General features: G+C 68.2%; 20 protein-coding genes. 8 read left to right on the top strand and 12 right to left on the bottom strand.

The window, feature by feature from the left end; all coding sequences use genetic code 11:
* The first annotated feature begins 17 nt into the window (after window positions 1-17).
* Complete coding sequence (mfd, locus tag A7B20_RS03635) at window positions 18-3473, top strand: transcription-repair coupling factor (RefSeq protein WP_102107193.1); 3456 nt, start codon at window positions 18-20, stop codon at window positions 3471-3473.
* A 15-nt stretch (window positions 3474-3488) separates the two neighbouring features.
* Here the strand turns inward: mfd and ypfJ are convergent, their stop codons facing one another.
* The gene (gene ypfJ / locus A7B20_RS03640) at window positions 3489-4340 is read right to left on the bottom strand and encodes a KPN_02809 family neutral zinc metallopeptidase (protein ID WP_102107194.1); all 852 of its coding nucleotides are present in this window, start codon (window positions 4338-4340) and stop codon (window positions 3489-3491) included.
* A gap of 150 nt (window positions 4341-4490) precedes the next feature.
* Here ypfJ and A7B20_RS03645 point away from each other — a divergent pair, with 150 nt between their 5' ends.
* Together A7B20_RS03645 and A7B20_RS03650 are read left to right on the top strand one after the other, a co-directional pair.
* Window positions 4491-5069 carry a YqaA family protein gene (locus A7B20_RS03645; protein ID WP_102107195.1) on the top strand — a complete coding sequence of 193 codons (579 nt, stop codon included), beginning with the start codon at window positions 4491-4493 and terminating at the stop codon, window positions 5067-5069.
* A complete protein-coding gene (locus tag A7B20_RS03650; protein WP_102107196.1) occupies window positions 5066-5527 on the top strand; it encodes a disulfide bond formation protein B in 462 nt (153 codons plus the stop codon). The genes A7B20_RS03645 and A7B20_RS03650 overlap by 4 nt, the downstream gene beginning before the upstream one ends.
* 122 nt (window positions 5528-5649) lie before the next feature.
* Here the strand turns inward: A7B20_RS03650 and A7B20_RS03655 are convergent, their stop codons facing one another.
* Window positions 5650-6072 carry an Lrp/AsnC family transcriptional regulator gene (locus A7B20_RS03655; protein WP_102107197.1) on the bottom strand — a complete coding sequence of 141 codons (423 nt, stop codon included), beginning with the start codon at window positions 6070-6072 and terminating at the stop codon, window positions 5650-5652.
* A gap of 116 nt (window positions 6073-6188) precedes the next feature.
* Here A7B20_RS03655 and rocF point away from each other — a divergent pair, with 116 nt between their 5' ends.
* Both rocF and A7B20_RS03665 read left to right on the top strand, forming a co-directional pair.
* Entirely contained in the window at window positions 6189-7127 is a 939-nt protein-coding gene (gene rocF, locus A7B20_RS03660) for an arginase (protein ID WP_102107198.1), read from the top strand.
* On the top strand, window positions 7124-8167 hold the full coding sequence (locus A7B20_RS03665) for an ornithine cyclodeaminase (protein WP_102107199.1): 1044 nt from the start codon (window positions 7124-7126) through the stop codon (window positions 8165-8167). Before rocF ends, A7B20_RS03665 begins: the two co-directional genes overlap by 4 nt.
* Here the strand turns inward: A7B20_RS03665 and A7B20_RS03670 are convergent.
* On the bottom strand, window positions 8152-8589 hold the full coding sequence (locus A7B20_RS03670) for a PaaI family thioesterase (protein WP_102107200.1): 438 nt from the start codon (window positions 8587-8589) through the stop codon (window positions 8152-8154). The genes A7B20_RS03665 and A7B20_RS03670 overlap by 16 nt on opposite strands.
* Window positions 8590-8645: 56 nt before the next feature.
* Here A7B20_RS03670 and A7B20_RS03675 point away from each other — a divergent pair, with 56 nt between their 5' ends.
* Window positions 8646-9431: an enoyl-CoA hydratase gene (locus tag A7B20_RS03675; RefSeq protein ID WP_102107201.1), complete on the top strand. Its 786-nt coding sequence runs from the start codon at window positions 8646-8648 to the stop codon at window positions 9429-9431.
* Between the two features lie 638 nt (window positions 9432-10069).
* Window positions 10070-13306, top strand: a complete 3237-nt coding sequence (locus A7B20_RS03685) for a Hint domain-containing protein (RefSeq protein WP_172960955.1) — start codon at window positions 10070-10072, stop codon at window positions 13304-13306.
* A 168-nt stretch (window positions 13307-13474) separates the two neighbouring features.
* Here A7B20_RS03685 and A7B20_RS03690 read toward each other — a convergent pair whose 3' ends face one another.
* The 9 genes from A7B20_RS03690 to A7B20_RS03730 form a co-directional block, all read right to left on the bottom strand.
* Window positions 13475-14080, bottom strand: coding sequence for a nucleotidyltransferase family protein (locus A7B20_RS03690; RefSeq protein WP_102107202.1), 606 nt, complete (start codon window positions 14078-14080; stop codon window positions 13475-13477).
* Between the two features lie 7 nt (window positions 14081-14087).
* Window positions 14088-15530 carry a branched-chain amino acid ABC transporter permease gene (locus A7B20_RS03695; RefSeq protein WP_245866515.1) on the bottom strand — a complete coding sequence of 481 codons (1443 nt, stop codon included), beginning with the start codon at window positions 15528-15530 and terminating at the stop codon, window positions 14088-14090.
* Entirely contained in the window at window positions 15527-16537 is a 1011-nt protein-coding gene (locus tag A7B20_RS03700) for a branched-chain amino acid ABC transporter permease (RefSeq protein WP_102107203.1), read from the bottom strand. The genes A7B20_RS03695 and A7B20_RS03700 overlap by 4 nt, the downstream gene beginning before the upstream one ends.
* Window positions 16537-16851 (bottom strand): hypothetical protein, encoded by a 315-nt coding sequence (locus tag A7B20_RS03705; RefSeq protein ID WP_157937592.1) that lies wholly within the window; start codon window positions 16849-16851, stop codon window positions 16537-16539. The genes A7B20_RS03700 and A7B20_RS03705 overlap by 1 nt, the downstream gene beginning before the upstream one ends.
* Before the next feature lie 56 nt (window positions 16852-16907).
* Window positions 16908-17303 (bottom strand): hypothetical protein, encoded by a 396-nt coding sequence (locus tag A7B20_RS03710; RefSeq protein WP_102107205.1) that lies wholly within the window; start codon window positions 17301-17303, stop codon window positions 16908-16910.
* Window positions 17304-17585: 282 nt separating this feature from the next.
* Window positions 17586-18419 carry an ABC transporter ATP-binding protein gene (locus tag A7B20_RS03715; RefSeq protein ID WP_102107206.1) on the bottom strand — a complete coding sequence of 278 codons (834 nt, stop codon included), beginning with the start codon at window positions 18417-18419 and terminating at the stop codon, window positions 17586-17588.
* On the bottom strand, window positions 18416-19192 hold the full coding sequence (locus A7B20_RS03720) for an ABC transporter ATP-binding protein (RefSeq protein WP_102107207.1): 777 nt from the start codon (window positions 19190-19192) through the stop codon (window positions 18416-18418). The genes A7B20_RS03715 and A7B20_RS03720 overlap by 4 nt, the downstream gene beginning before the upstream one ends.
* Before the next feature lie 63 nt (window positions 19193-19255).
* Window positions 19256-20443 (bottom strand): ABC transporter substrate-binding protein, encoded by a 1188-nt coding sequence (locus tag A7B20_RS03725; RefSeq protein WP_102107247.1) that lies wholly within the window; start codon window positions 20441-20443, stop codon window positions 19256-19258.
* 101 nt (window positions 20444-20544) lie between these two features.
* Window positions 20545-21549 carry a GlxA family transcriptional regulator gene (locus A7B20_RS03730; RefSeq protein WP_102107208.1) on the bottom strand — a complete coding sequence of 335 codons (1005 nt, stop codon included), beginning with the start codon at window positions 21547-21549 and terminating at the stop codon, window positions 20545-20547.
* 214 nt (window positions 21550-21763) lie between these two features.
* Between A7B20_RS03730 and A7B20_RS03735 the strand changes: the two genes are divergently transcribed.
* Window positions 21764-23131, top strand: a complete 1368-nt coding sequence (locus tag A7B20_RS03735; protein WP_102107209.1) for a class II 3-deoxy-7-phosphoheptulonate synthase — start codon at window positions 21764-21766, stop codon at window positions 23129-23131.
* Window positions 23132-23155 lie beyond the last annotated feature (24 nt).

The following is a 23155-nucleotide window of genomic DNA, read 5'->3' on the forward strand; positions in this document are numbered from 1 at the left end:
CCGTTACCTCAGCCTCCATGGCAAAGCCCTCCCACATCACCGTCTCCGGCGCGCCCGAGGGGTTCGACGCCCACCTGATCGCCCGCGAGCTGCAGAAGGCCGAGGGCGCCGTCGTCCATGTCGCGCGCGACGACAAGCGGCTTTCGGCGATGCGCGCCGCGCTGGCCTTCTTCGCGCCGCAGGTCACGGTGCTGACCTTCCCGAGCTGGGACTGCCTGCCCTACGACCGCGTCTCGCCGAACCCCGACATCTCGGCCACCCGGATGGCGACACTGGCGGCCCTGGCCCACGGGGTGCCGGGGAAGTTCGTGCTGCTGACGACGCTGAACGCCGCGACCCAGCGGGTGCCCGCGCGCGAGGTGCTGAAGGAGGCCGCATTCTCGGCCCGTGTCGGCTCGCGCATCGACGAGGCGGGGCTTCGCGCCTTCCTCGTGCGCATGGGCTTCACCCAGGCGCCGACCGTGATGGAGCCGGGCGACTATGCCGTCCGGGGCGGCATCATCGACGTCTGGCCGCCTGGGGAGATCGGGCCGGTGCGCCTCGACCTCTTCGGCGACGTGCTGGACGGCGCGCGGCGCTTCGACCCGGCGACGCAGCGCACCACCGAAAAGCTGAAGGTGATCGAGCTTGCGCCGGTCTCCGAGGTGATCCTGGACGAGGCGGCGATCACCCGCTTCCGCCAGAACTACCGCATCGAGTTCGGCGCGGTCGGCACCGACGATCCGCTCTACGAGGCGGTGAGCGCGGGAAAGAAGCACGCGGGCGTCGAGCACTGGCTGCCGTTCTTCCATGAGAAGCTGGAGACGCTGTTCGACTACCTGCCGGGCGCCACTCTCTGCCTCGACGACCAGACGACGCCCGCGCGTCTGGCCCGCTGGGAGGGGATCGCCGACCAGTACGACAACCGCCGCGAGGCGATGACCAGCAAGGCGCGGGTCGACAGCGTCTACAAGCCCGCGCCGCCGGGGCTGCTCTATCTCGACGATGCGGCGTGGGAGAAGGCGGTCGCCGATCACCGCGTGCTGCGGTTCAACCCGCTGCCCCAGCCCACCGGGCCCGGCGTGATCGACGCGGGCGGGCGCATCGGGCGCAACTTCGCGCCCGAACGGCAGCAGGAGAACGTGAGCCTCTTCAAGGCGCTGGCCGATCACGTCCAGGCCAGGCGCAAGGGCTCGCAGGTGGTGATCGCGAGCTATTCCGAGGGCGCGCGCGAGCGGCTTCAGGGCCTGATCGAGGACGAGGGGATCACCACCGCCAAGCCGATCGCGGACTGGCGCGACATTCCCGAGGGCACCGGCGGCGTCTTCCTCGCCGTCTGGGCGCTGGAGCACGGGTTCGAGGGCGACGGCCTGACCGCCATCGCCGAGCAGGACGTGCTGGGCGACCGGCTGATCCGGTCCGCCAAGAAGAAGAAGCGCGCCGACAACTTCCTGACCGAGGTGCAGAGCCTTTCGCCCGGCGACCTGATCGTCCACGTCGATCACGGCGTCGGCATCTACCGCGGGCTCGAGGTCGTGCAGGCGCTTGGCGCCGCGCACGAATGCATCCTGCTGGAATACGCGGGCGGCGACCGGCTGTACCTGCCGGTCGAGAACATCGAGCTTCTGTCGCGCTACGGGCACGAGGAGGGGCTTCTCGACAAGCTGGGCGGCGGGGCCTGGCAGGCGAAGAAGGCGCGGCTGAAGCAGCGCATCCGCGAGATCGCCGACCGGCTGATCCGCGTCGCCGCCGAACGCGCCCTGCGCCGCGCCCCGATCCTGACGCCGCCGGACGGCATGTGGGACGATTTCGCCGCCCGCTTCCCCTATGACGAGACCGACGACCAGCAGGCCGCCATCGACGACGTGCTGGAGGACCTTTCCGCCGGCTCGCCCATGGACCGGCTGATCTGCGGCGACGTCGGCTTCGGCAAGACCGAGGTGGCGATGCGCGCGGCCTTCGTCGCCGCCATGGGCGGGGTGCAGGTGGCGGTGATCGCGCCGACGACGCTGCTGGCCCGCCAGCACTACAAGTCCTTCGCCGAACGCTTCCGCGGCTTCCCGGTGAACGTCCGGCCCCTGTCGCGCTTCGTCTCCGCAAGGGACGCCGCAAAGACCCGCGAAGGAATCGCGGACGGGCAGGTGGACATCGTCATCGGCACCCACGCGCTGCTGGCGAAATCGGTGAAGTTCCGCAACCTCGGCCTGCTCATCATCGACGAGGAGCAGCATTTCGGCGTCAACCACAAGGAACGGCTGAAGCAGATGCGCACCGACGTGCATGTGCTGACCCTGACCGCGACGCCGATCCCCCGGACGCTGCAACTGAGCCTCACCGGCGTGCGGGATCTCTCGATCATCGGCACGCCCCCGGTCGACCGCCTGGCGATACGCACCTACGTCTCGGAGTTCGACACCCTGACCCTGCGCGAGGCGCTGCTGCGCGAGCACTACCGCGGCGGACAGAGCTTCGTCGTGGTGCCGCGCATCTCGGACATGGGCGAGATGGAGCAGTTCCTGCGCGACCACGTCCCCGAGGTCAGCTTCATCACCGCCACGGGGCAGATGGCGGCGGGCGAGCTCGACGACCGGATGAACGCCTTCTACGACGGCAAGTACGACGTGCTCCTGGCGACGACCATCGTGGAATCGGGCCTCGACATCCCCACCGCCAACACGATGATCGTGCACCGCGCCGACATGTTCGGGCTTGCCCAGCTCTACCAGATCCGGGGCCGGGTGGGGCGGTCGAAGACCCGCGCCTATGCCTATCTCACGACCAAGCCGCGCGTGAAGCTGACCCAGACCGCCGAGAAGCGCCTGCGCGTCCTCGGCTCGCTCGACTCGCTCGGGGCGGGCTTCACGCTCGCAAGCCAGGATCTCGACATCCGCGGCGCCGGCAACCTCGTGGGCGAGGAGCAGTCGGGGCAGGTGCGCGAGGTCGGCTACGAACTCTACCAGTCGATGCTGGAGGAGGCGATCGCGAAGATCCGCTCGGGCGACCTGGAAGGGCTGACGGACAGCGGGGACGAGCAGTGGGCGCCGCAGATCAACCTCGGCGTGCCGGTCCTGATCCCCGAGGACTATGTCCCCGACCTCGACGTGCGCCTCGGCCTCTATCGCCGCCTTTCGACGCTGACGACCAAGGTCGAGCTGGAGGGTTTCGCGGCAGAACTGATCGACCGCTTCGGCAAGCTGCCGAAGGAGGTGAACACGCTGCTGCTGGTGGTGCGCATCAAGGCCGAGTGCAAGCGCGCGGGCATCGCCAAGCTCGACGCCGGGCCGAAGGGCGCGACGATCCTGTTCCACAACGACAAGTTCGCCAATCCCGCTGGCCTCGTCGCCTTCCTGAACGAACAGAAGGGCCAGGCGAAGGTGAAGGACAACAAGGTGGTGGTGCTGCGCGACTGGTCGAAGACGGGCGAGCGGATCAAGGGCGCCTTCGCCGTCTGCCAGGACCTCGCCCGCCACGCGAGGGCAGCGGAAAAGGCCTGAGATCGCGCGCCGCCGTTACAGCCGGTTCGCCCCGAAGGTGTCGCACGAGTCGACGTCGCCGCCTTCATAGCCGTTGGCGAACCAGCGCTGGCGCTGCTCGGACGTGCCGTGGGTGAAGCTTTCGGGGGCGGGCACCCGGCCCGCGTTGCGCTGGAGCGTGTCGTCGCCGATCTGCGCCGCGGCGTTCATCGCCTCGTCCACGTCGCCGGGTTCGAGCGTGCCGAACTGCGCCTCCGCCTGCTTCGCCCAGATCCCGGAAAAGCAGTCGGCCTGCAGCTCGATCCGGACCGAGATCGCGTTGGACTCCGCCTCGCTCGAGCGCTGGCGCAGCGCGTTGGCCTTTTCGAGGATGCCAAGCTCGTCCTGCACGTGGTGGGCGACCTCGTGGGCCACGACGTAGGCGGCGGCGAAATCGCCCTTCGCGCCAAGCTGCCGGGACAGCGTGGTGAAGAAGGCGGTGTCGAGGTACACCTTCTGGTCGAGCGGGCAGTAGAAGGGGCCAGTGGCACCCGAGGCATTGCCGCAGGGGCTTTGCGTGACGCCCTTGAACAGCACCAGCGTCGCCGGATCGTAGGTCGCGCCCAGCTGCTGCTGGAAGATGCGGCCCCAGATCTCCTCGGTGTCGGCCAGCGTGACCGAGACGAACTGGCCCGCCTGCTGGTCGGCTTCCGTCAGCTCGACCTCGCCGCCGCGGCCCTGTCCCTGGCCCGACACTTCGTTCAGGATCGGCGTGACGTCGATGCCGAAGAAATAGCCGATGGCGAGCACCGCCAGAAGCCCGACGCCGCCGATCCCGCCGATCGCGCCCCCGGACATGGAGCGGCGATCCTCGATGTTGCGGCTGCCCCGCCGTCCCTGCCATCTCATCCTGCCGTCTCTCCCTGCCTTGCGCGGGGACCGTCCCGGCGCGCCTGTGACGCAATGCCTCACCGGCCGCGGCGGTTCCCGCCGACAGCGCCTGTGCCATTGACGCCGGGAGAGGAGGGTGTAGCAAGAGCGCCGAACAGGGACGGGGCCATGCTGAGAACGCTCTACGACAGGACGATCGCGCTGGCCGAGTCGCCGCACGCCCTCTGGGCGCTGGCGCTCGTCGCCTTCGCCGAAAGCTCGGTCTTTCCGATCCCGCCCGACGTGTTGATGATCCCGATGATCCTGGCCCGCCCCTCGCGCGCCTGGCTGATCGCCACGGTCTGCCTTGTCGGCTCGGTGCTGGGCGCGCTGCTTGGCTACTGGATCGGGGCCGGGCTGTTCGAGACGGTGGGCAAGCCGGTCCTGCAGTTCTACGGCAAGGACGTCTATTTCGACGAGTTCCGCGCCCGCTACAACGACTTCGGCGCCTGGGCGGTGCTGATCGCCGGGGTCACGCCGTTCCCGTTCAAGGTCATCACGATCCTGTCGGGCAGCACCGGCCTGTCGCTGCCCATCTTCATCGCCGCCAGCATCGTCGCGAGAGGAATGCGGTTCTTCATCGTCGCGGCGCTTCTGTGGAAGTTCGGCGCGCCGATCCGCGACTTCATCGAGCGGCGGCTCGCACTCCTGTTCACGCTCCTGGTGGTCGGTATCCTCGGGGGCTTTTACCTGGTGAAATATCTATGAGCAGACGGTTCCTCATCCTTGTCGCCGCAAGCGGCTCGCTTCTCCTGCTGCTCGGGGCCTTCGTGTTCCAGATCCTCGGCTATGCGCCCTGCAAGCTCTGCATCTGGCAGCGCTGGCCGCACGGGCTGGCGATCGCCATGGGCGGCGTCGGCTTCTTCTGGCCTGCGCGCCTCGTCGCCGTCATCGGCGGGCTCGCGGCGCTGCTGACCTCGGGCATCGGGGTCTATCACGCGGGGATCGAGTGGAAGTTCTGGCCCGGCCCGACCTCCTGCACCGGCAGCGGCGGCGGGATCGGCGGGTTGTCGGGTGCCGACCTGCTCGACACCAGCGCGGGCAACTTCGTGGTGATGTGCGACCAGGCGGCCTGGACGCTCATGGGGATCTCCATGGCCGGGTGGAACGCGCTGTTCTCGTTCCTGCTGGCGCTGATCTGGCTCAAGGCGGTGCGGCGGGGCTGACGGCGCCCTGCCGGCGGGGACGGCGCGGGGCGGATAGTGCGGACGCCTCCGGCGGGAGTATTTGGGCAAAGAAGAAGCCGGGGCATCTTCCTTGCTGACAAACCCCACGCGCCGACACCTGATCAGGCGGTGCTTGTCGTCAGCAGCAGGCTGGTCTCGCTCGCCGTGACGCCCGAAAGCTCGCGGATCTCGAACAGGGTGCGGTCGAGTTCCTCCAGCGTCCCGGCCTCGAGTTCCACGATCAGGTCCCACTTGCCGTTGGTGGAATGGACCGCCTTCACCGGGCGCAGTCCGCGCAGGCGATGGATCAGCTTGCGGGTGCCCGCGCCCTCGATCGCCAGCATCATCAGGCCGCGCACCGGGGCCCGGGTGACGTCGGCGCGGGTCAGCACGGTGAAGCCCTGGATGTCGCCGCGGGCCTGCATCCGCTCGATCCGGGTTCGGGCCGTGGCACGGGAGATCCCGACCTCGATCGCGAGATCGGAGAGCGGGGCACGGGCATCGCGGCGCAGCGCCGCCAGAAGGGCCTTGTCGGTATCGTCCATTCCGGTAGCATGACTTATCGTTTTGGCCAATGCCATCCCGATTTGATCAGAATGTGCGCTGTTGTCCGACCCGATCCGCGTAGACACAGGCAGCGACAGACAGGACGGAGACCCCCATGACCCAAGTGACCCTGATCGGCGCGCCCGTGGACTGCGGCAAGGCCCGGCGCGGCTGCCTGATGGGCCCCGACGCCTTCCGCGTGGCCGGCCTTGCCGCCGCGCTGGAGGGGCTGGGCCACAGCGTGCGCGACGCGGGCAACGTCATCCCCGGCGCAGCCTCCGAGCACCCCGGAGCGCCCGCCCATATCCAGCACCTCGGCGAAACCGTGGCCTGGACGAAAGCGCTGCAGGCCGCGGCGCGGGACGCCATGAAGGACAGCATGCCGATCTTCCTTGGCGGCGACCATGCGCTGGCCATGGGCACCGTGACAGGCGTCGCGGCCCACGCGGCGGCGCAGGGCCGGCAGCAGTTCGTGCTGTGGCTCGACGCCCACACCGATTTCCACACCATGGAGACCTCGACCAGCGGCAACCTCCACGGCACGCCCGTCGCCTATGCCACGGGGCGCGCGGGCTTCGATCCCTTCCCGAAGGTCGAGGCGCCCGTGCCCGACGCCAACATCTGCATGATCGGCATCCGTTCGGTCGACCCGGCGGAATACAGCGCCCTGATCGACACTGACGTTTCGGTCTACGACATGCGCCAGATCGACGAAACGGGCATGGCGGCGCCGCTGCGCGAGTTCCTGGAGAAGGTCGAGGCGGCGAACGGGATGCTGCACGTCTCGCTCGACGTCGATTTCCTCGATCCCGCCATCGCCCCCGCCGTGGGCACCACCGTCCCCGGCGGCGCGACCTTCCGCGAGGCGCACCTCGTGATGGAGATGCTGCACGAAAGCGGCCTCGTCACCTCGCTGGACCTCGTCGAGCTGAACCCCTTCCTCGACGAGCGCGGCCGCACCGCGCAGCTGATGGTCGACCTCACCGGCTCGCTTATGGGCCGCAAGGTGTTCGACCGCCCGAACCGCCCCTTCCACCAGGGATATGCCCGATGATAGCCCCTTCGCCCCGCGCCTTCGTTCCGTTCGTCTCGGTCCAGCACATGATGCAGCTGATCCACGAGATCGGCATCGAGGAGATGCTGCGCGGCATCGCCGCCGAGATTGAGGCCGACTTCCTGAGGTGGGAAAGTTTCGACAAGACCCCGCGCATCGCCTCGCACTCCGCCGAAGGGGTGATCGAGCTGATGCCGACCTCCGACGGCGACGTCTACGGGTTCAAGTACGTCAACGGCCATCCGAAGAACACGAAGACCGGCCTCCAGACGGTGACGGCCTTCGGGCTCTTGGCGGATGTCGCAACCGGATACCCGGTGCTTCTGTCGGAGATGACGATCCTGACCGCGCTCCGGACCGCCGCCATGTCGGCGCTGGCGGCGAAGCACTTGGCGCCGCGGGACGCGAAGGTCATGGCGATGATCGGCAACGGCGCACAGTGCGAATTCCAGGCGCTGGCCTTCAAGGCGGTCTGCGGGATCGACACGGTGCGCCTCTACGACATCGACAGCAAGGCCACCGGGAAGGCGATGCGGAACCTGCAGGGGCAGGGTCTGGAACTCGTCGCCTGCGACAGCCCCGAGGCCTGCATCGAGGGCGCCGACATCATCACCACCTGCACCGCCGACAAGCAGTACGCGACGATCCTGACCGACAACATGGTCGGCGCGGGTGTCCACATCAACGCCATCGGCGGCGACTGCCCCGGCAAGACCGAGCTGCACCGCGACATCCTGCTGCGCTCCTCCATCTTCGTCGAATACCCGCCGCAGACCCGGGTCGAGGGCGAGATCCAGCAGTTCGACGACGACCACCCGGTGACAGAGCTGTGGCAGGTCATGGCGGGCACGGCCGAGGGGCGCACGTCGAAGGCGCAGATCACGCTGTTCGACTCGGTCGGCTTCGCCATCGAGGATTTCTCGGCGCTGCGCTACGTCCGGGCCCGGCTGAAGGACACCGGCCTGTTCCAGGAGCTCGACATGATCGCCGACCCCGACGATGCCCGCGACCTCTTCGGCATGGTTCAGCGCGCCGCCTGAGGTCTTGCGGGCGGGATCGAATAGGTGAGCGAGGCCCGGGCCACCGGCGCCGCGACCCCTTCCGAGAAGATCAGCACGTCGCCCACCGCCAGCACCCGGCCCAGCTTCAGCAGCCGCGCCTCGGCCACCAGCGGCACCCCCGCGGCGGGCTTCCTCATGAAGTCGATCGAGCAGTTCGTCGTCACGCTCAAGGCCTCCGGCCCGATCCGGGCGAGGATCGCGAGGTAGATCGCGACATCGGCCAGCGCGAACATCGACGGCCCCGACACCGTGCCGCCGGGGCGCAAGTGGCGCTCGGCCACGTCGAGGCGCACGCGCAGCAGGTCGGGCTCCGCCGCCACCACGGTGAAATCAGCCGCCACCTGCGGGAATGCCTCGGCCAGGAAGGCGGTCAGCGCGTCCGCGTCCATCTTCAGTGTCATGCTTTCTCCCGCCGCTCTGCCGCGCTAGACTTGCCGCAAAGCCGGTGGAGGACAAGATGGCGATCCTTGAGAGAGAAGACCGTGGCGCGGTGGCGCAGCTGACGCTGAACTCGCCCGCGAACCTCAACGCGCTGTCGGACGCGATGCTGGCCGAGCTGAAGTCCGCGTTTACGGCCCTGGCCGAGGACAGGGCGATCCGCGTCGTGGTCATCGCGGGGGCCGGGAAAGCCTTCTGCGCGGGGCACGACCTGAAGGAGATGACGGCGGCAAGGGCGCAGGCCGATGGTGGCGCCGCCGCCTTCGCCGACCTGTTCAGCCGCTGCTCGGAGGTCATGCAGATGATCCCCGAACTGCCGCAGCCGGTGATCGCCCGGGTCCACGGCATCGCCACCGCCGCGGGCTGCCAGCTTGTCGCCACCTGCGATCTGGCGGTCGCGGCCGAGGATACGCGCTTCGGCGTCAACGGGGTGAACATCGGCCTGTTCTGCTCGACCCCCATGGTCGCGCTCTCCCGCAACATACCCCGCAAGCAGGCGTTCGAGATGCTGACCACCGGCAGCTTCATCACCGCCGCCCGCGCGGTGGAACTGGGCCTGATAAACCGGGCCGTGGCGCCGGAGCGGCTGGAGGCGGAGACGGCCGATCTGGCCGACACCATCGCCGCGAAGCTCGGCAGCGCGGTCCGGATCGGCAAGCGCGCCTTCTACGAACAGCTCGAGATGGACCTCGCCGCCGCCTATGCCCACACCGGGCAGGTCATGGTGACCAACATGCTGCGCGAGGACACCGCCGAGGGTATCGGCGCCTTCCTCGAGAAGCGCGCCCCGGCGTGGAGCGTCTGAAGGCAGGCCGTCCGACCGGTTTCGAATTGATTCGAACACCATCGTTCGAAATCTGCCATCAATCCCGCCATGCCTGCGCCATTGATGCCCGGACCGTGTCGGCAATGTGGCAAGATCAAGACGGCATGAGCCTTCGGAAGGCCAATTCTTAAGAGGTATGGCATCGTTTCCGGATCGCGCCGCCAAGAGTGGTGACTCCGAAGCGCGTCACCCCTCTTCTCTCGAAAAACTGGACCGTAGACGCAGCGGCGCGGGGACGTCTGTCGCGCTCATGGAAACAAAATGCCGTGATCGGGGGTCTGGCGTGGGAAAGAAAGGCCGCGACAAGGCCGCCGTGCATCCCTTCGATGCCAATTTTCGGACAATTTTGTCCTTGGTGGCTTCGGGCGTTCCAGTAGATTGACCCTGCGAACTGGGTTTTCGAAGTGTCGTTGGGGGACGACCGGACCGGCCAGGGGAGAAAACTCCGAAGATCGGTCGAACAAAGGTCTGCTGCGAGCGGTCATCGCTTGGGCAAAGCACGATTTCGCGTCCCTTCAGGGGCGCTGGTGAGGGCGAGGGCGGTCGAGCCGTCTGCGTTTTGAATGTGGATTTCGACGCCGCCGCGGGTTGCGCGTTGCAATGGATGGAGCCGTACGATGAAGAATGACGATTACACCCCCGAGGACACGGCCGCGGAACTGGATTGCAATCCCGTCACGCCCCCGTCCAGCGGGCCGAACGGCATCGTGTCCGGCGACCAGAACGCAGACAAGGACGACCTGATCGACGTCAACTACCTCGACGATCCGGAAGGCGACCGTGTCGACAACAACGACGCCGTCTTCGGCAACGTCGGAAGCAACGACGACCTGATCAAGGCGGGGGTCGGCAACGACACCATCTATGCGGGCGAGGGCAACGACGACGCCTACGGCCAGGACGGCGACGACGAGATCCACGGCGGCGCGGGCGAGGACACGCTGCGCGGCGGCGATGGCAACGACACGCTGCAGGGCGACGGCGGGCTGAACTATCTCGAAGGCGGCGCGGGCGACGACGTGTTCATCGCGGGCGAGGGCGCCGACAGCTTCTTCGGCAACACCGGGCTCGACACAATCGATTATTCCGCCTCCGACGCGGGCGTGAACATCGACCTCGCCGCGAACACCCTTTCGGGCGGCGCGGCCGGCAACGATTCGATCAACGACAGCGTCGAGGGCATCATCGGCTCCGACTTCGACGACACCCTGCGGGGCGGCGACGGCCTCAACGTCTTCGACGGCGGCAAGGGCAACGACCAGATCGCGGCCGGTGTCGAGGACACCGTGAACGGCGGCGACGGCGACGACAGCTTCACCATCGACCAGAACCAGCTGGGCGCAGGGCAGACGATCTTCATCACCGGCGGCGAGGGCGACGAGACGGTGGGCGACACGCTCGACCTCACCGGCCTGATCAGCGATGCGAGCCAGGTCAGCTACACCAACTCCGATCCCGGCGCGGGCGGCGGCCTGGCGGGCGTGGCGACGCTCGACGACGGCACCATCGTCGACTTCAAGGAGATCGAGACCCTGCTTGGCGTCGGCCCGGCGCTGGACGGCATCGTCGAAGGCACCACCGGCGACGACCTGATCGACCTCGGCTACACCGGCGATCCCGAAGGCGACCGGATCGACAACAGCGACGCGATCCTCGGCAACCCCGGCAGCAACGACGACATCGTCGAGGCCTACGAGGGCGACGACACGGTCCATGCGATGGACGGCGACGACAACGTCGACGGCGGCGCGGGCGACGACTATCTCGACGGCGGCACCGGCAACGACACCCTGACCGACGACAGCGGTTCGGACACCGCCATCGGTGGCGACGGCGACGACCTGATCGACGTCGCGGGCAACGACCCGGCGCTGGACGATCCGGTGGCCGTGATCCCCGGCGTTCTCGAACCCGACGCCTTCCCGAACGACGACCGCGACTCGGTCGAGGGCGGCGCGGGCAACGACACCATCATGACTGGCGACGACCGCGACACCGTCCATGGCGGCGACGGCGACGACTCGATCATGGCAGGGATCGACAACGATCTGGTCTACGGCGGTGCCGGCAACGACTATATCGACGATCTCCAGGGCGCCGACACGATCTACGGCAACGACGGCAACGACACGATCATCGCGGGCATCGACACCCTGTCCGACTATGTCGGCGACGACCCGAACAACCTGCCGGGCCAGTCCGACCCGAACCAGGAGGACGGGCGCGACTTCGTCGACGGCGGCGACGGCGACGACTCGATCCGCACCGGCGACGACCGCGACACGGTCGTCGGCGGCCTCGGCAACGACTTCGTGAACGCGGGCATCGACGACGACAGCGTGGACGGCGGCGCGGGCAACGACATGCTCATCGGCTCCCACGGCTCCGACACGATCAACGCGGGCGCGGGCGACGACACCGTCTACGGCGGCTTCGGCCCCGAGCCGATCCCCGGCTTCGACGGCGAGATCCCGGACGCCACCGATCCACAGCCGCTGAACGGACGCGACTTCGTCAACGCCGGTGCAGGCAACGACCTGGTCTACGGCGAGGACGACAACGACACCCTGCTCGGCGGGTCGGGCAACGACACCATCGACGGCGGCGTGGACGATGACAGCATCGTCGGCGGCGGCGGCGAGGACTCGGTGGTCGGCGGCGAGGGCGACGACTATGTCGCGGGCGGCGCGCAGGACGACACCGTGGAAGGCGGCGCAGGCAACGACACCCTGTCGGGTGGCCAAGGCAACGACTTCATGCTCGGCGGCACCGGTGACGACAGCATCGACGGCAACCAAGGCGACGACATCATCGACGGCGGCATGGGCAACGACACCATCGTCGGCGGCTTCGGCAACGACGCGGTGACCGGCGGCGACGGCGACGACAGCATCGTCGGCGGCGCGGGCGAGGATATCCTGTCCGGCGGCGTCGGCGACGACACGGTGGAAGGCAACGACGGCGAGGACACCATCGCCGGCAACGGCGGCAGCGACTTCCTGTCGGGCGCCGACGATGCCGACACCTTCACCGACCTGAACGGCGGCGACACTGTGTCGGGCGGGGCGGGCTTCGGCCCCACAAGCCAGGACTTCGACACGCTGGACCTCACCGGCTCGATCGGGGCCACCTCGGGCGCCGTGCGCTACGAGTTGCAGGATGTCACCACCGACAGCGACGGCAACGGCATCGACGGCACCGTGGTGTACTTCGACGGCAACGGCGACGAGGCCGGGCGCATCGACTTCACCAACATCGAGCAGATCATCCCCTGCTTCACCCCCGGCAGCCTGATCGCGACCCCGCGGGGCGAACGTCCGGTGGAAGAGCTGAAGGCCGGCGACCGGGTCATCACCCGCGACAACGGCATCCAGGAGATCGCCTGGGTCGGTGCAAAGTCCATCGACCGCCGCGAACTGGCCGCCAGCCCGCACATGCAGCCGGTGCTGATCCGCGCCGGCGCCCTGGGCCACGGCCTGCCCGAGCGGGACATGCTGGTGTCGCCGAACCACCGCGTGCTCGTGGCCAACGACAAGACCGCCCTCTACTTCGAGGAGCGCGAGGTTCTGGTCGCGGCGAAGCACCTGGTCGACGGCAAGGGCATCGTCTCGGTCGAGGCCAGCCAGACGACCTATATCCACTTCATGTTCGAGCAGCACGAAGTGGTCCTGTCCGATGGCGCCTGGACCGAAAGCTTCCAGCCCGGCGACTACTCGCTGAAGGGGATCGGCAACGCGCAGCGCTCCGAGATCCTGGAGCTGTTCCCCGAGCTGGAGCACGCCACCGGCATCAAGAACTACGAGTCGGCCCGCCGGACGCTGAAGAAGCACGAGGCGAAGCTGCTGGTGAAGTGACAGGAACGCCGGTGTGGTGGCCGGAGGGGTTCGGCCGCCGCACCCCGCACGGCATGTGCGGACAGGCGTGGACATCGTCGTCTCGGGGTTGTCGCCGATGTTCCAGCCCGGATCCATGGATCCGGGCCTTTCCTTTCGGGTCAGGTCGGTTGCAGGATCGGGCCCGTGTCAGTCCCGCCACGCCCTCCAGGCCGCCCAGTCCTCGGGCGTGTCGAGGTCGGTCAGCGCCCGTCGGTCCGGCAGCGCCAGCAGCTTCAGGCGGTGCGCCTCGGCTTTCAGGATCTCCTTTGCCCCCGTATCGCCCTTCAGGCGCTCGAAGGCGGGCAGGGTGTCGGGCGGGAAGATCACCGGATGGCCCGGCGTGCCGTCCGCACCGGCCGCGCGCACCAGCGCCGTGCCGCCGTGGTTGCGATAGGCGTCGAGCAGCCGGTCGAGGTCCGCGGCCCCGATCTCGGGCATGTCGGCGAGCATCACCAGCACCGCCGCCCGCGGATCCGCAGCGGCCACGCCGGCCTTCAGGCTCTCGCCCATGCCCTCGGCCGCGCGCGCCACTTCCAGGATCCGAAGGTCGAGCCCGGCCAGCGCGCGCCGCCGGGCCGCGGCATCGGGGGGAAGCGTCACCAGCACCGGGCACCCCGTGGCGCAGGCCGCGCGGGCCTGACGCCGAAGCAGCGGCTCGCCCGCCACCGGCTCGAGCAGCTTGTCACGCCCCCGCATCCGCGTGGAGGATCCCGCCGCGGAAAGAAGGATCGTGACGGGAAGGGCGCTGCTCATGTCGCGCTCATTTCTCCGGGATCAGACCCCGGGGCGAGAAGCGCAGCACCAGGAGCAGCACCACCCCCATGGTCAGGTAGCGCATGTAGGCCGCCGAATCCGCCAGGTGATCGCGCAGCATCGAGCCTTCGGGCAGGGGCCAGGTGACGATCTGCATGACCCAGGCGCCCATCGGTTCGACCTGGATCCACAGGAACCAGATCAGGAACCCGCCCAGCACCGCGCCGAAGTTGTTGCCCGAGCCGCCGACGATCACCATGACCCAGATCAGGAAGGTGAAGCGCAGCGGCTGGTAGGTGCCCGGTGTCAGCTGGCCGTCGAGCGTCGTCATCATCGCGCCCGCCAGGCCGCAGACGGCGGAACCGAGAATGAACACCTGCAGATGGCGGCGGGTCACGTCCTTGCCCATGGCCTCGGCCGCCACCTCGTTGTCGCGGATCGCCCGCATCATCCGCCCCCAGGGCGATTTCAGCGCCGCCTGGCTGAGCCAGAGCAGTGCGATCAGCACGATGCCGAACAGCCCGGCATAGCAGAGCTTCACCGCGATGGACGAGGCCTCGACCGGATCCATCCCGAGATCCCGCGCGGTCTGCACGAAAGAGGCCGTGTCCTGGAGGTTCACCTCGTAAGGCACGGGGCGGGGCAGGCCGATCACGTTCTTCACGCCACGCGCCAGCCAGTCCTCGTTCTTCATCACCGCGATCACGATCTCGGCGATGCCGAGGGTCGCGATGGCCAGGTAGTCGCTGCGCAGCCCGAGCGCCGTCTTGCCCACGATCCAGGCCGCCCCCGCCGCCAGCAGCCCGCCCACCGGCCAGCCGATCAGCACCGGCAGGCCCAGCCCGCCGAGATATCCCGTCGAAGCGGGATTGACCGCCTCCACCGCGGCGACGCCGGCGTCGAAGACGAAGCGGAACAGGAAGAAGCCGACAACCAGCAGCGCCACCATGCTCCAGCCCCGCGCGGCGCCCTTCGCCATCCGCTTCCACAGCACCACCGCCCCGGCGATGGTGGCAGCGCCGATGGCAAGGCCGGCAAGCACGCGCAGACCGCCCGCCGCCCAGGCTTCGGCCACCGGCGGCATGCCCGTCAGCACGGCGCCAAGCCCGCCGAGGGCGACGAAGCCCATGATCCCGACGTTGAAGAGCCCGGCATAGCCCCACTGCATGTTCACGCCGAGCGCCATGATCGCGCTGATCAGGCCCATGTTGAAGATGCCAAGCGCCACGTTCCAGCCCTGCGTCGCGCCGGAATAGACCAGCAGCACCGCCACGATCGCGAACAGCGCCGCGTTCCTGAGGTCCGCCCGCCCGGCCGCTCCGCTGGCCGTCACGCCGAAGGCCAGAAGCCGCAGCGCCACCAGCAGCAGTGCCACCGCCGCGCCGCCGGCGAAATACCCGAGAGCCCCCAGAACGACGGCCTGCACCGCCACCATGCCCATGGAATTCATACCGATTTCCCCCGGAACAGACCTGTCGGACGGAACAGCAGCACCACGATCAGGATCGCGAAGCTGACCGCGAACTTGTAGTCGGTGGACAGAAGCTGCACCAACCCGTCCGGCTCCCATCCGCCGGGCGCGAGATAGCCCAGCACCTTCTTGAACGCGTAGGTCACCGTGACCTCGGAGAAGGCGATGAGGAAGCCCCCCGCGATCGCCCCGACGGGCGAGCCGAGACCGCCGACGATGGCCGAGGCGAAGACCGGCAGGAGCAGCTGGAAATAGACGAAGGGCCGGAACGACTTGTCGAGTCCGTAAAGCACGCCGGCCACCGTGGCGAGGGCCGCGACGATGATCCAGGTGATCGCCACCACCCGTTCGGGGTTGATGCCGGAAAGCAGCGCCAGGTCCTCGTTGTCCGAGAAGGCGCGCATCGACTTGCCCGTGCGGGTGCGGTTCAGGAACCAGAACAGCGCGATCACCACCACCACCGCCGTGACGACGGTGATCGCCTGCGAGGTCCGGAGCACCAGCGCCTCGTCCAGCCCGCTCCACTCCTTGAAGTCGCGGGCCGAGAAGACGAAGCGCGCGCCGTCCGCGAACTGCTGGTCGTCGGGGCCGATGATGAACCGCACCAGCCCGTTCATGATGAACATCACGCCCACCGACACGATCACCAGGATCACCGGCGCCGCCTTCTGCCGCCGATAAAAGCGGTAGACCGCGCGGTCGGTCCCGAGCAGCAGCAGCGCGGTGACGGCAATGCCGAAGGGCAGGGCCAGCAGCGCCGTCGGCAGCACGCCGAAGCCGATCCCCCAGGACTGGAACGCCCAGGTGAACAGGATCGTCACCATCGCCCCGAAGGCCATGGTGTCGCCGTGGGCGAAGTTCGAGAAGCGCAGGATGCCGTAGATCAGCGTGACCCCGAGCGCGCCGAGCGCAAGCTGCGCGCCGTAGGCGGCGCCGGGGATCAGGACGTAATTGGCCAGCGCCACGATGGCGTTCAACGGGTCCATCAGCGGGGTGCCTCGCAATCCAGGAAATCGACAGTGGCGGACGGCGCGGCGCCCTCGGTCAGCCGGTGCCAGACCAGTCCGGTGCCGTTGCCGGCCAGCAGCGTCTGCACGTCACCGGCGCCTTCGGAAAAGGTGAAGCTCCGCCCGTCGCGGCTGACCGCCTCGGCAGAGGTATCGCGCCAGGAGATCAGGTAGCGCGTGCCGCCGCCCTCGGCCGCGCCCATGGGGTCCAGCGTGAACGTGACCGGTTCATCCCGTGCGGCGCAGGTGCCCGCACCGTCGCAGCGCATCACGACGCGGCATTCCAGATGCACCACCGCGCCTTCGGCAAGGGCCGGAGCGGCGGCGGGCAGCAGCAGCCCCGCGAGGCTCAGCCGTGCAGCCAGACCTCGAAGGCCGCGCCGACGTCGCGGCAGGAGCCGGGGCGCGAGACCACGTCCGATCCGCTGCCCTGCGCCTTGAGGAAGGCCGCGCCGTTGTCGCGCACCGCGATCAGCCATTTGGTCCGGTCCGCCGTCACCGCCCGCACCACCACGTTGTTGGTGTCCTTGCGTGCCAGCGGCACGGCGCTGCCCGTGATCTCCTGGCCCTTCAGCTGCATCTCGACCCGGAACATGCCCGGTGCCACCGCGCCGCTCTTCGGCGCGATCCGCACCGTCAGGGCGGGCGAGTCGCCGCTCTGGAACGAACAGGACATGGGTTTGACCTCGGCGGCAGGGGACACGGCGCTCAGGAGGCCGCTGAGGAGCAGGGGCAGCATGGACATGGGCGTTCACCTCGTTTGCCGCCCGGTCTGCCGAAGGCGCAGCGAGGGCAGGGCCCGTCCCGGCCCCCAGCGCCGCCGCCCCGGTCCGGGCGATGGGTGCGCCACCGCTCGACAGGCAGCGCGTGGCCTGAGCAAACCATGGGAAACGCCAATATCCGCTTAAAGGTTTCGTGTTGTCACAAATTTTTTGTACGACTGTTGCGCCTGCGTCAGCAATGGGCCGAACGGCATGGTCCCGTCCAGAAAACGTGCAGGGCGCGAACGCCGGAAACCGCTGCATCCTCATCCGCCCAGGAAGCTCCGCCGTACCTCGGGATCGGCCAGAAGCTCCTGGCCCGTCCCGGTGAAGGCGTTGCGCCCCTGCACCAGCACATAGCCGCGGTCCGCGATCTCCAGCGCCTGGCGCGCGTTCTGCTCGACCATCAGGATCGATATGCCGGTGCGCGCCACCTCGATGATCCGGTCGAACAGCTCGTCCATCACGATGGGCGACACGCCCGCGGTCGGCTCGTCCAGCATCAGCAGTTTCGGCTGGGTCATCAGAGCGCGCCCCACCGCGACCTGCTGGCGCTGGCCGCCCGAAAGCTCGCCCGCCGCCTGCCGACGCTTCTCCTTCAGGATCGGGAACAGTTCGTACACCTGCTCCATCGTGCCCCGGATGTCGTCGCGGCGCAGGAAGGCGCCCATTTCAAGGTTCTCCTCGACGCTCATCGAGGTGAAGATGTTGTGGGTCTGGGGTACGAAGCCCATGCCATGGGCCACACGGTCCTGCGGCGTGAGGTCGGTGATGTCGGTCCCGTCGAGCCGCACCGCGCCCTCGCGCAGGTTCAGCATCCCGAAGACGGCCTTCATCGCCGTGGACTTGCCCGCGCCGTTCGGCCCGACGATCACCGCGATCTGGCCCTTCTCGACCGACAGGGTGCAGCCGTGCAGGATATCGGCGCCCGAGCCGTAGCCGCCGGTCATGCCATCGCCGATCAGGAATGGTCCCCCAGGGGCCGCATGGGCCTTTCCGCCGCGGCGCACCGGATCGTCGCCGGTGCTGCCCGCGCGGTCGCTCTTCGTGATCGAGCGGTCCTTGTTGCCCCGCCCGTCCTGCCAGGGATTGCCGCTCACGCCGTCACCTTGTTCTTCAGCCCGGTGCCGAGATAGGCCTCGATCACCTGCTCGTTCGCCTTGATCTCCTCGATCGAGCCCTCGGCCAGCACCTTGCCCTCGGCCATCACGATGACCGGATCGCAGAGGCGGCCGATGAAATCCATGTCGTGCTCGATCATGCAGAAGGTATACCCGCGCTCCCGGTTCAGCCGCAGGATCGCGTCGCCCACGGTATTCAGCAGCGTCCGGTTCACGCCCGCGCCGACCTCGTCCAGGAACACGATCTTCGCCTCGACCATCATCGTGCGGCCAAGCTCCAGAAGCTTCTTCTGGCCGCCCGACAGGTTCCCCGCACGCTCGTCCTTCAGGTGGTCTATCGTCAGGAATTCAAGGACTTCGTCGGCCTTCCTCAGAAGCGCCGCTTCCTCCTGCGCGATGCGCGAGCGGTTGAACCAGGCGTTCCACAGCGTCTCGCCCGCCTGCGCGGGGGGCACCATCATCAGGTTCTCGCGCACGGTCATCGAGCCGAATTCGTGGGCGATCTGGAACGTTCGCAGCAACCCCTTGTGGAACAGGGTGTGCGGCGGCAGGCCGGTGATGTCCTCGCCCGCCATCGTCACCTTGCCCGAGGTCGGTTGAAGGACGCCCGCGATCACGTTGAAGAGCGTGGTCTTTCCGGCGCCGTTCGGCCCGATCAGTCCGGTGATCGACCCTTCCGCGATACTGATCGAAGCCCCGTCCACGGCGTGGAAACCGCCGAAGTGCTTGTGGACGTTCTCGGCAACGATCATGGGCAGTTCTCCGTTCGGGAAAGGCAGAAGGCGGCCCGGCCAATGCCGGACCGCCTGTCGGGATCACATGTAGCCGTCGGTGACGGCCTTGCCGCCCTCGATGTTGTAGATCCGGTAGTTGCCCTTGCTCTCGCGGCCGTTCACGAGGTCGACGGCGGTGGCGCCGTCATAGTCGATCGCGGTGCCGTTCTTCAGCAGTTCCAGCCCCTTGGCCAGCTCGCCCGGCAGGATCTTCTCGCCGGGGCCGTTGGCGACCTCGAGGATCTTGCCCTTGAAGTCGGCCGAGTTCGAGGACTTCGCCGCCTGCATCGCCAGCAGGATCAGCGCCGCCGCGTCGTAGGATTCCGGCGCGAAGGACGAGGTGCCGTCGATGCCCGCGGCCTTCGCCATCTCGAGGAACTTCTGCGACCCCTCGTTGTCGATGCCCGGGACGTCGCCGAAGCTGCCGTCCATCGAATCGCCGAGCGCCTGCAGCAGCGATTCGCCGTACATGCCGTCGGGCAGGTAGAAGACGTCGAAGGCGCCGCTGTCGACGGCGGCCTGGATCACGCCCTTGCCGCCCTGGTCGACATAGCCCGCCACGACCAGGATCTCGCCCCCGGCCGAGGCCAGCGCGCCGACTTCGGCCGAGTAGTCGGCCTTGCCGTCCTCGTGCGCGGCCGAGATGGTGACCTCGCCGCCCATCTCCTCGAACGCCGCCTGGAAGGCATCGGCCAGGCCCTTGCCGTAATCGTTGTTGGTGTAGGTCAGTGCGACCGAGTTGATGCCGCGGTTCTTGATCACCTCGGCCATCACTTGGCCCTGGCGGGCGTCGGAGGGCGCGGTGCGGTAGAACAGGTCGTCGGATTCGGCAGTGGTCAGGCCGGGCGAGGTGGCCGAGGGCGAGACCATGACGATGCCGTTCGGCCGCGCCACGTTCTGCAGCACGGCGCCGGTCACGCCCGAGCAGTCGGCGCCGACGATCGCGGCCACCTTGTCGGAGGTCACCAGGCGCTCGGCCGCGGCCGTCGCGGCGCCGGCGTCGATGCAGGTGCTGTCGCCGCGCACCGCCTCGACGGTGGAGCCGTCCAGCAGCTGGCCCGAGTCCGACACTTCCTTGATCGCCATTTCGGCCGCGGCGCCCATGGTCGGCGTGATCGTCTCGAGCGGTCCGGTGAAGCCCAGCAGGACCCCGAGCTTGATGTCCTCGGCCTGCGCGGTGCCGATCATCGCCATGGCCGATGCGGTCGTGGCAAGAAGCAGCTTTCTCATGTCATTCTCCCTGTTGCGGAACATTGTCCTGCGCCGGATGCTAAAGCGGCGGATTTGGAAAGAAAAGACAATACGCTGGCGGCCGTAGCGGCAGTTCAGCCTCAGATGGAAAGCCGCGCGACATGCACGCCCCGCTCGCGATAGGGTGTCGTGTCGTAGTGCGAGCGGTAGCATTTCGAGAAATGCGAGGGGCTGGCGAAACCGCAGGCAAGGGCGACGTTTATCACGCTCATGTCCGTCTGCATCAACAGGTTGCGCGCCTTCTGGAGCCTCAGTTCCATGTAGTACCGCTTGGGCGAGCGGTTCAGGTAGCGGCGGAACAGCCGTTCCAGCTGGCGCGTGCTCATGCCGACGTCGCGGGCGAGGGTGGCGGGGCTGATCGGATCCTCGATGTGGTTCTCCATCATCTGGATCACCTGGCTGAGCTTCGGGTGCCGGACGCCGATCCGGGTAGGGGTGGACAGGCGCTGCGTGTCCTGGTCGGTGCGGATCGAGGAATAGATCAGCTGGTCGGCCACCGCGCTGGCCAGCGTTTCGCCGTGGTGGTCCCCGATCAGCTTCAGCATCAGGTCGATGGACGATGTGCCCCCGGCGGTGGTGTAGCGGTTGCCGTCGATCACGAAGACGGATTTCGTCAGGTCCACCTCCTCGAACTCCTCGGCGAAGCTGTCCTGGTTCTCCCAGTGGATCGTGGCGCGCTTGCCGTCCAGAAGCCCGGCCTTGGCCAGCGAATAGCCCGCGGTGCAGAGCCCGCCCATGGTCACGCCGCGCCGCGCCTCGCGCCGGAGCCAGTTCAGAAGCCGTTTCGACGTCGCCTGCGCCACGTCGATGCCGCCGCAGACCAGCACCGTGTCCTCGCGGTTCAGCTCGTCCAGATCGCCGTCGAGCCTGAACCTGGTGCCCGCCGAACAGCTGACCTCCTCGCCGCCGTCCCCGATCAGGCTCCAGGTATAGAGCGTCTTTCTCGACAGCCGGTTGGCGATCCTGAGCGAATCCAGGCTGGCCGCGAAGGACAGCAGGGTGAAGTTTTCGAGAAGGACGAAGACGAAGTGACGGGGCTTGCGGCCCTGAACGTCCACGTCGACGCTGTAGAAATTCGCTTCCATGGGGCATCCGATCGTTTCATCCGGAGCGAAGCAGGTTTGCGGGCGGGGATCAAGCGGCCGTCTGGGGGCGACGGCAAATGTCGCGTTCGGGGTATCGCTGCCGGCAAGCCGCGGGATCACGCCATTTGCAGTTGGCCCCGGGCCCTTCCACCGTTATACAACGCGCCGATCCGGGCCGCACGCCCGCATCGCCCTTTTCTGACGGAGCGAGACCATGACACCCTGGCAAAAAACCGACTGGCGCAGCAAACCGCGGGTCCAGATGCCGGAGTATACCGACGCCGAGGCGCTGAAGAAGGCCGAGGCGCGGCTGGCGAAGTTTCCGCCTCTGGTCTTCGCGGGCGAGGCGCGCACGCTCAGGAAGGAGCTGGCCGCCGTTTCCCGCGGGGAGGCGTTCCTGCTCCAGGGCGGCGACTGCGCCGAAAGCTTCGCCGAGTTCAGCGGCGACAACATCCGCGACACCTTCAAGGTGATGCTCCAGATGGCGATGGTCCTGACCTTCGGCGCCAAGGTGCCGACGGTGAAGGTCGGCCGCATGGCCGGCCAGTTCGCCAAGCCGCGCAGCGCCCCGACCGAGACGGTGGGCGGCGTCGAGCTGCCGAGCTACCGCGGCGACATCATCAACGGCTTCGACTTCACGGCCGAGGCGCGGATCCCCGATCCGAACCGTATGATCGAGGCCTATTCCCAGGCCGCGGCCACGCTGAACCTGCTGCGCGCCTTCTCGAAGGGCGGTTTCGCCGACATTCACCGCGTCCACGCCTGGACCCTCGGCTTCACCGACAGCGAGGAAGCGGAGAAGTACCGCGACATGGCGAACCGCATCCAGGATGCGCTCGACTTCATGACCGCGGCCGGGCTGACCTCGGAGACGAACCACGAGCTGGCGACGGTGGACTTCTACACCTCCCACGAGGCGCTGCTGCTGGAGTACGAAGAGGCGCTGACCCGCACCGACTCGCTCACCGGGCAGCAGGTCGACACCTCGGGCCACCTGATCTGGATCGGCGACCGCACCCGCCAGCCCGAGGGCGCCCATGTCGAGTTCTGCAAGGGCGTCATCAACCCGATCGGCCTGAAATGCGGCCCCTCGATGACCACGGGCGACCTGAAGAAGCTGATGGCGACCCTGAACCCCAAGAACGAGGCCGGGCGGCTGACGCTGATCGCGCGCTTCGGTGCGGGCAAGGTGGGCGACCACCTGCCGAAGCTGATCCGCGCCGTGCAGGAGGAGGGGGCCAACGTCGTGTGGTCCTGCGACCCGATGCACGGCAACACGATCAAGTCGGCCTCGGGCTACAAGACCCGGCCGTTCGAATCGGTGCTGCGCGAGGTGCAGGAGTTCTTCGCCGTCCACAACGCCGAGGGCACGATCCCCGGCGGCGTGCACTTCGAGATGACGGGCCGCGACGTGACCGAGTGCACAGGCGGCGTCCGCGCCGTCGCCGACGAGGACCTCTCGGACCGCTACCACACCGCCTGCGATCCGCGGCTCAACGCCTCGCAGGCGCTGGAGCTGGCCTTCCTCGTCGCCGAAGAGCTGAGCGGCCGCCAGGCGTCGCGCCAGGCCGCGGCCAGCTGACCCCGGCTTCCGACCGTGCCGCGG

The sequence above is a fragment of the Oceaniglobus roseus genome, from assembly GCF_002869745.1.
Classification (GTDB): Bacteria; Pseudomonadota; Alphaproteobacteria; order Rhodobacterales; family Rhodobacteraceae; genus Oceaniglobus; species Oceaniglobus roseus.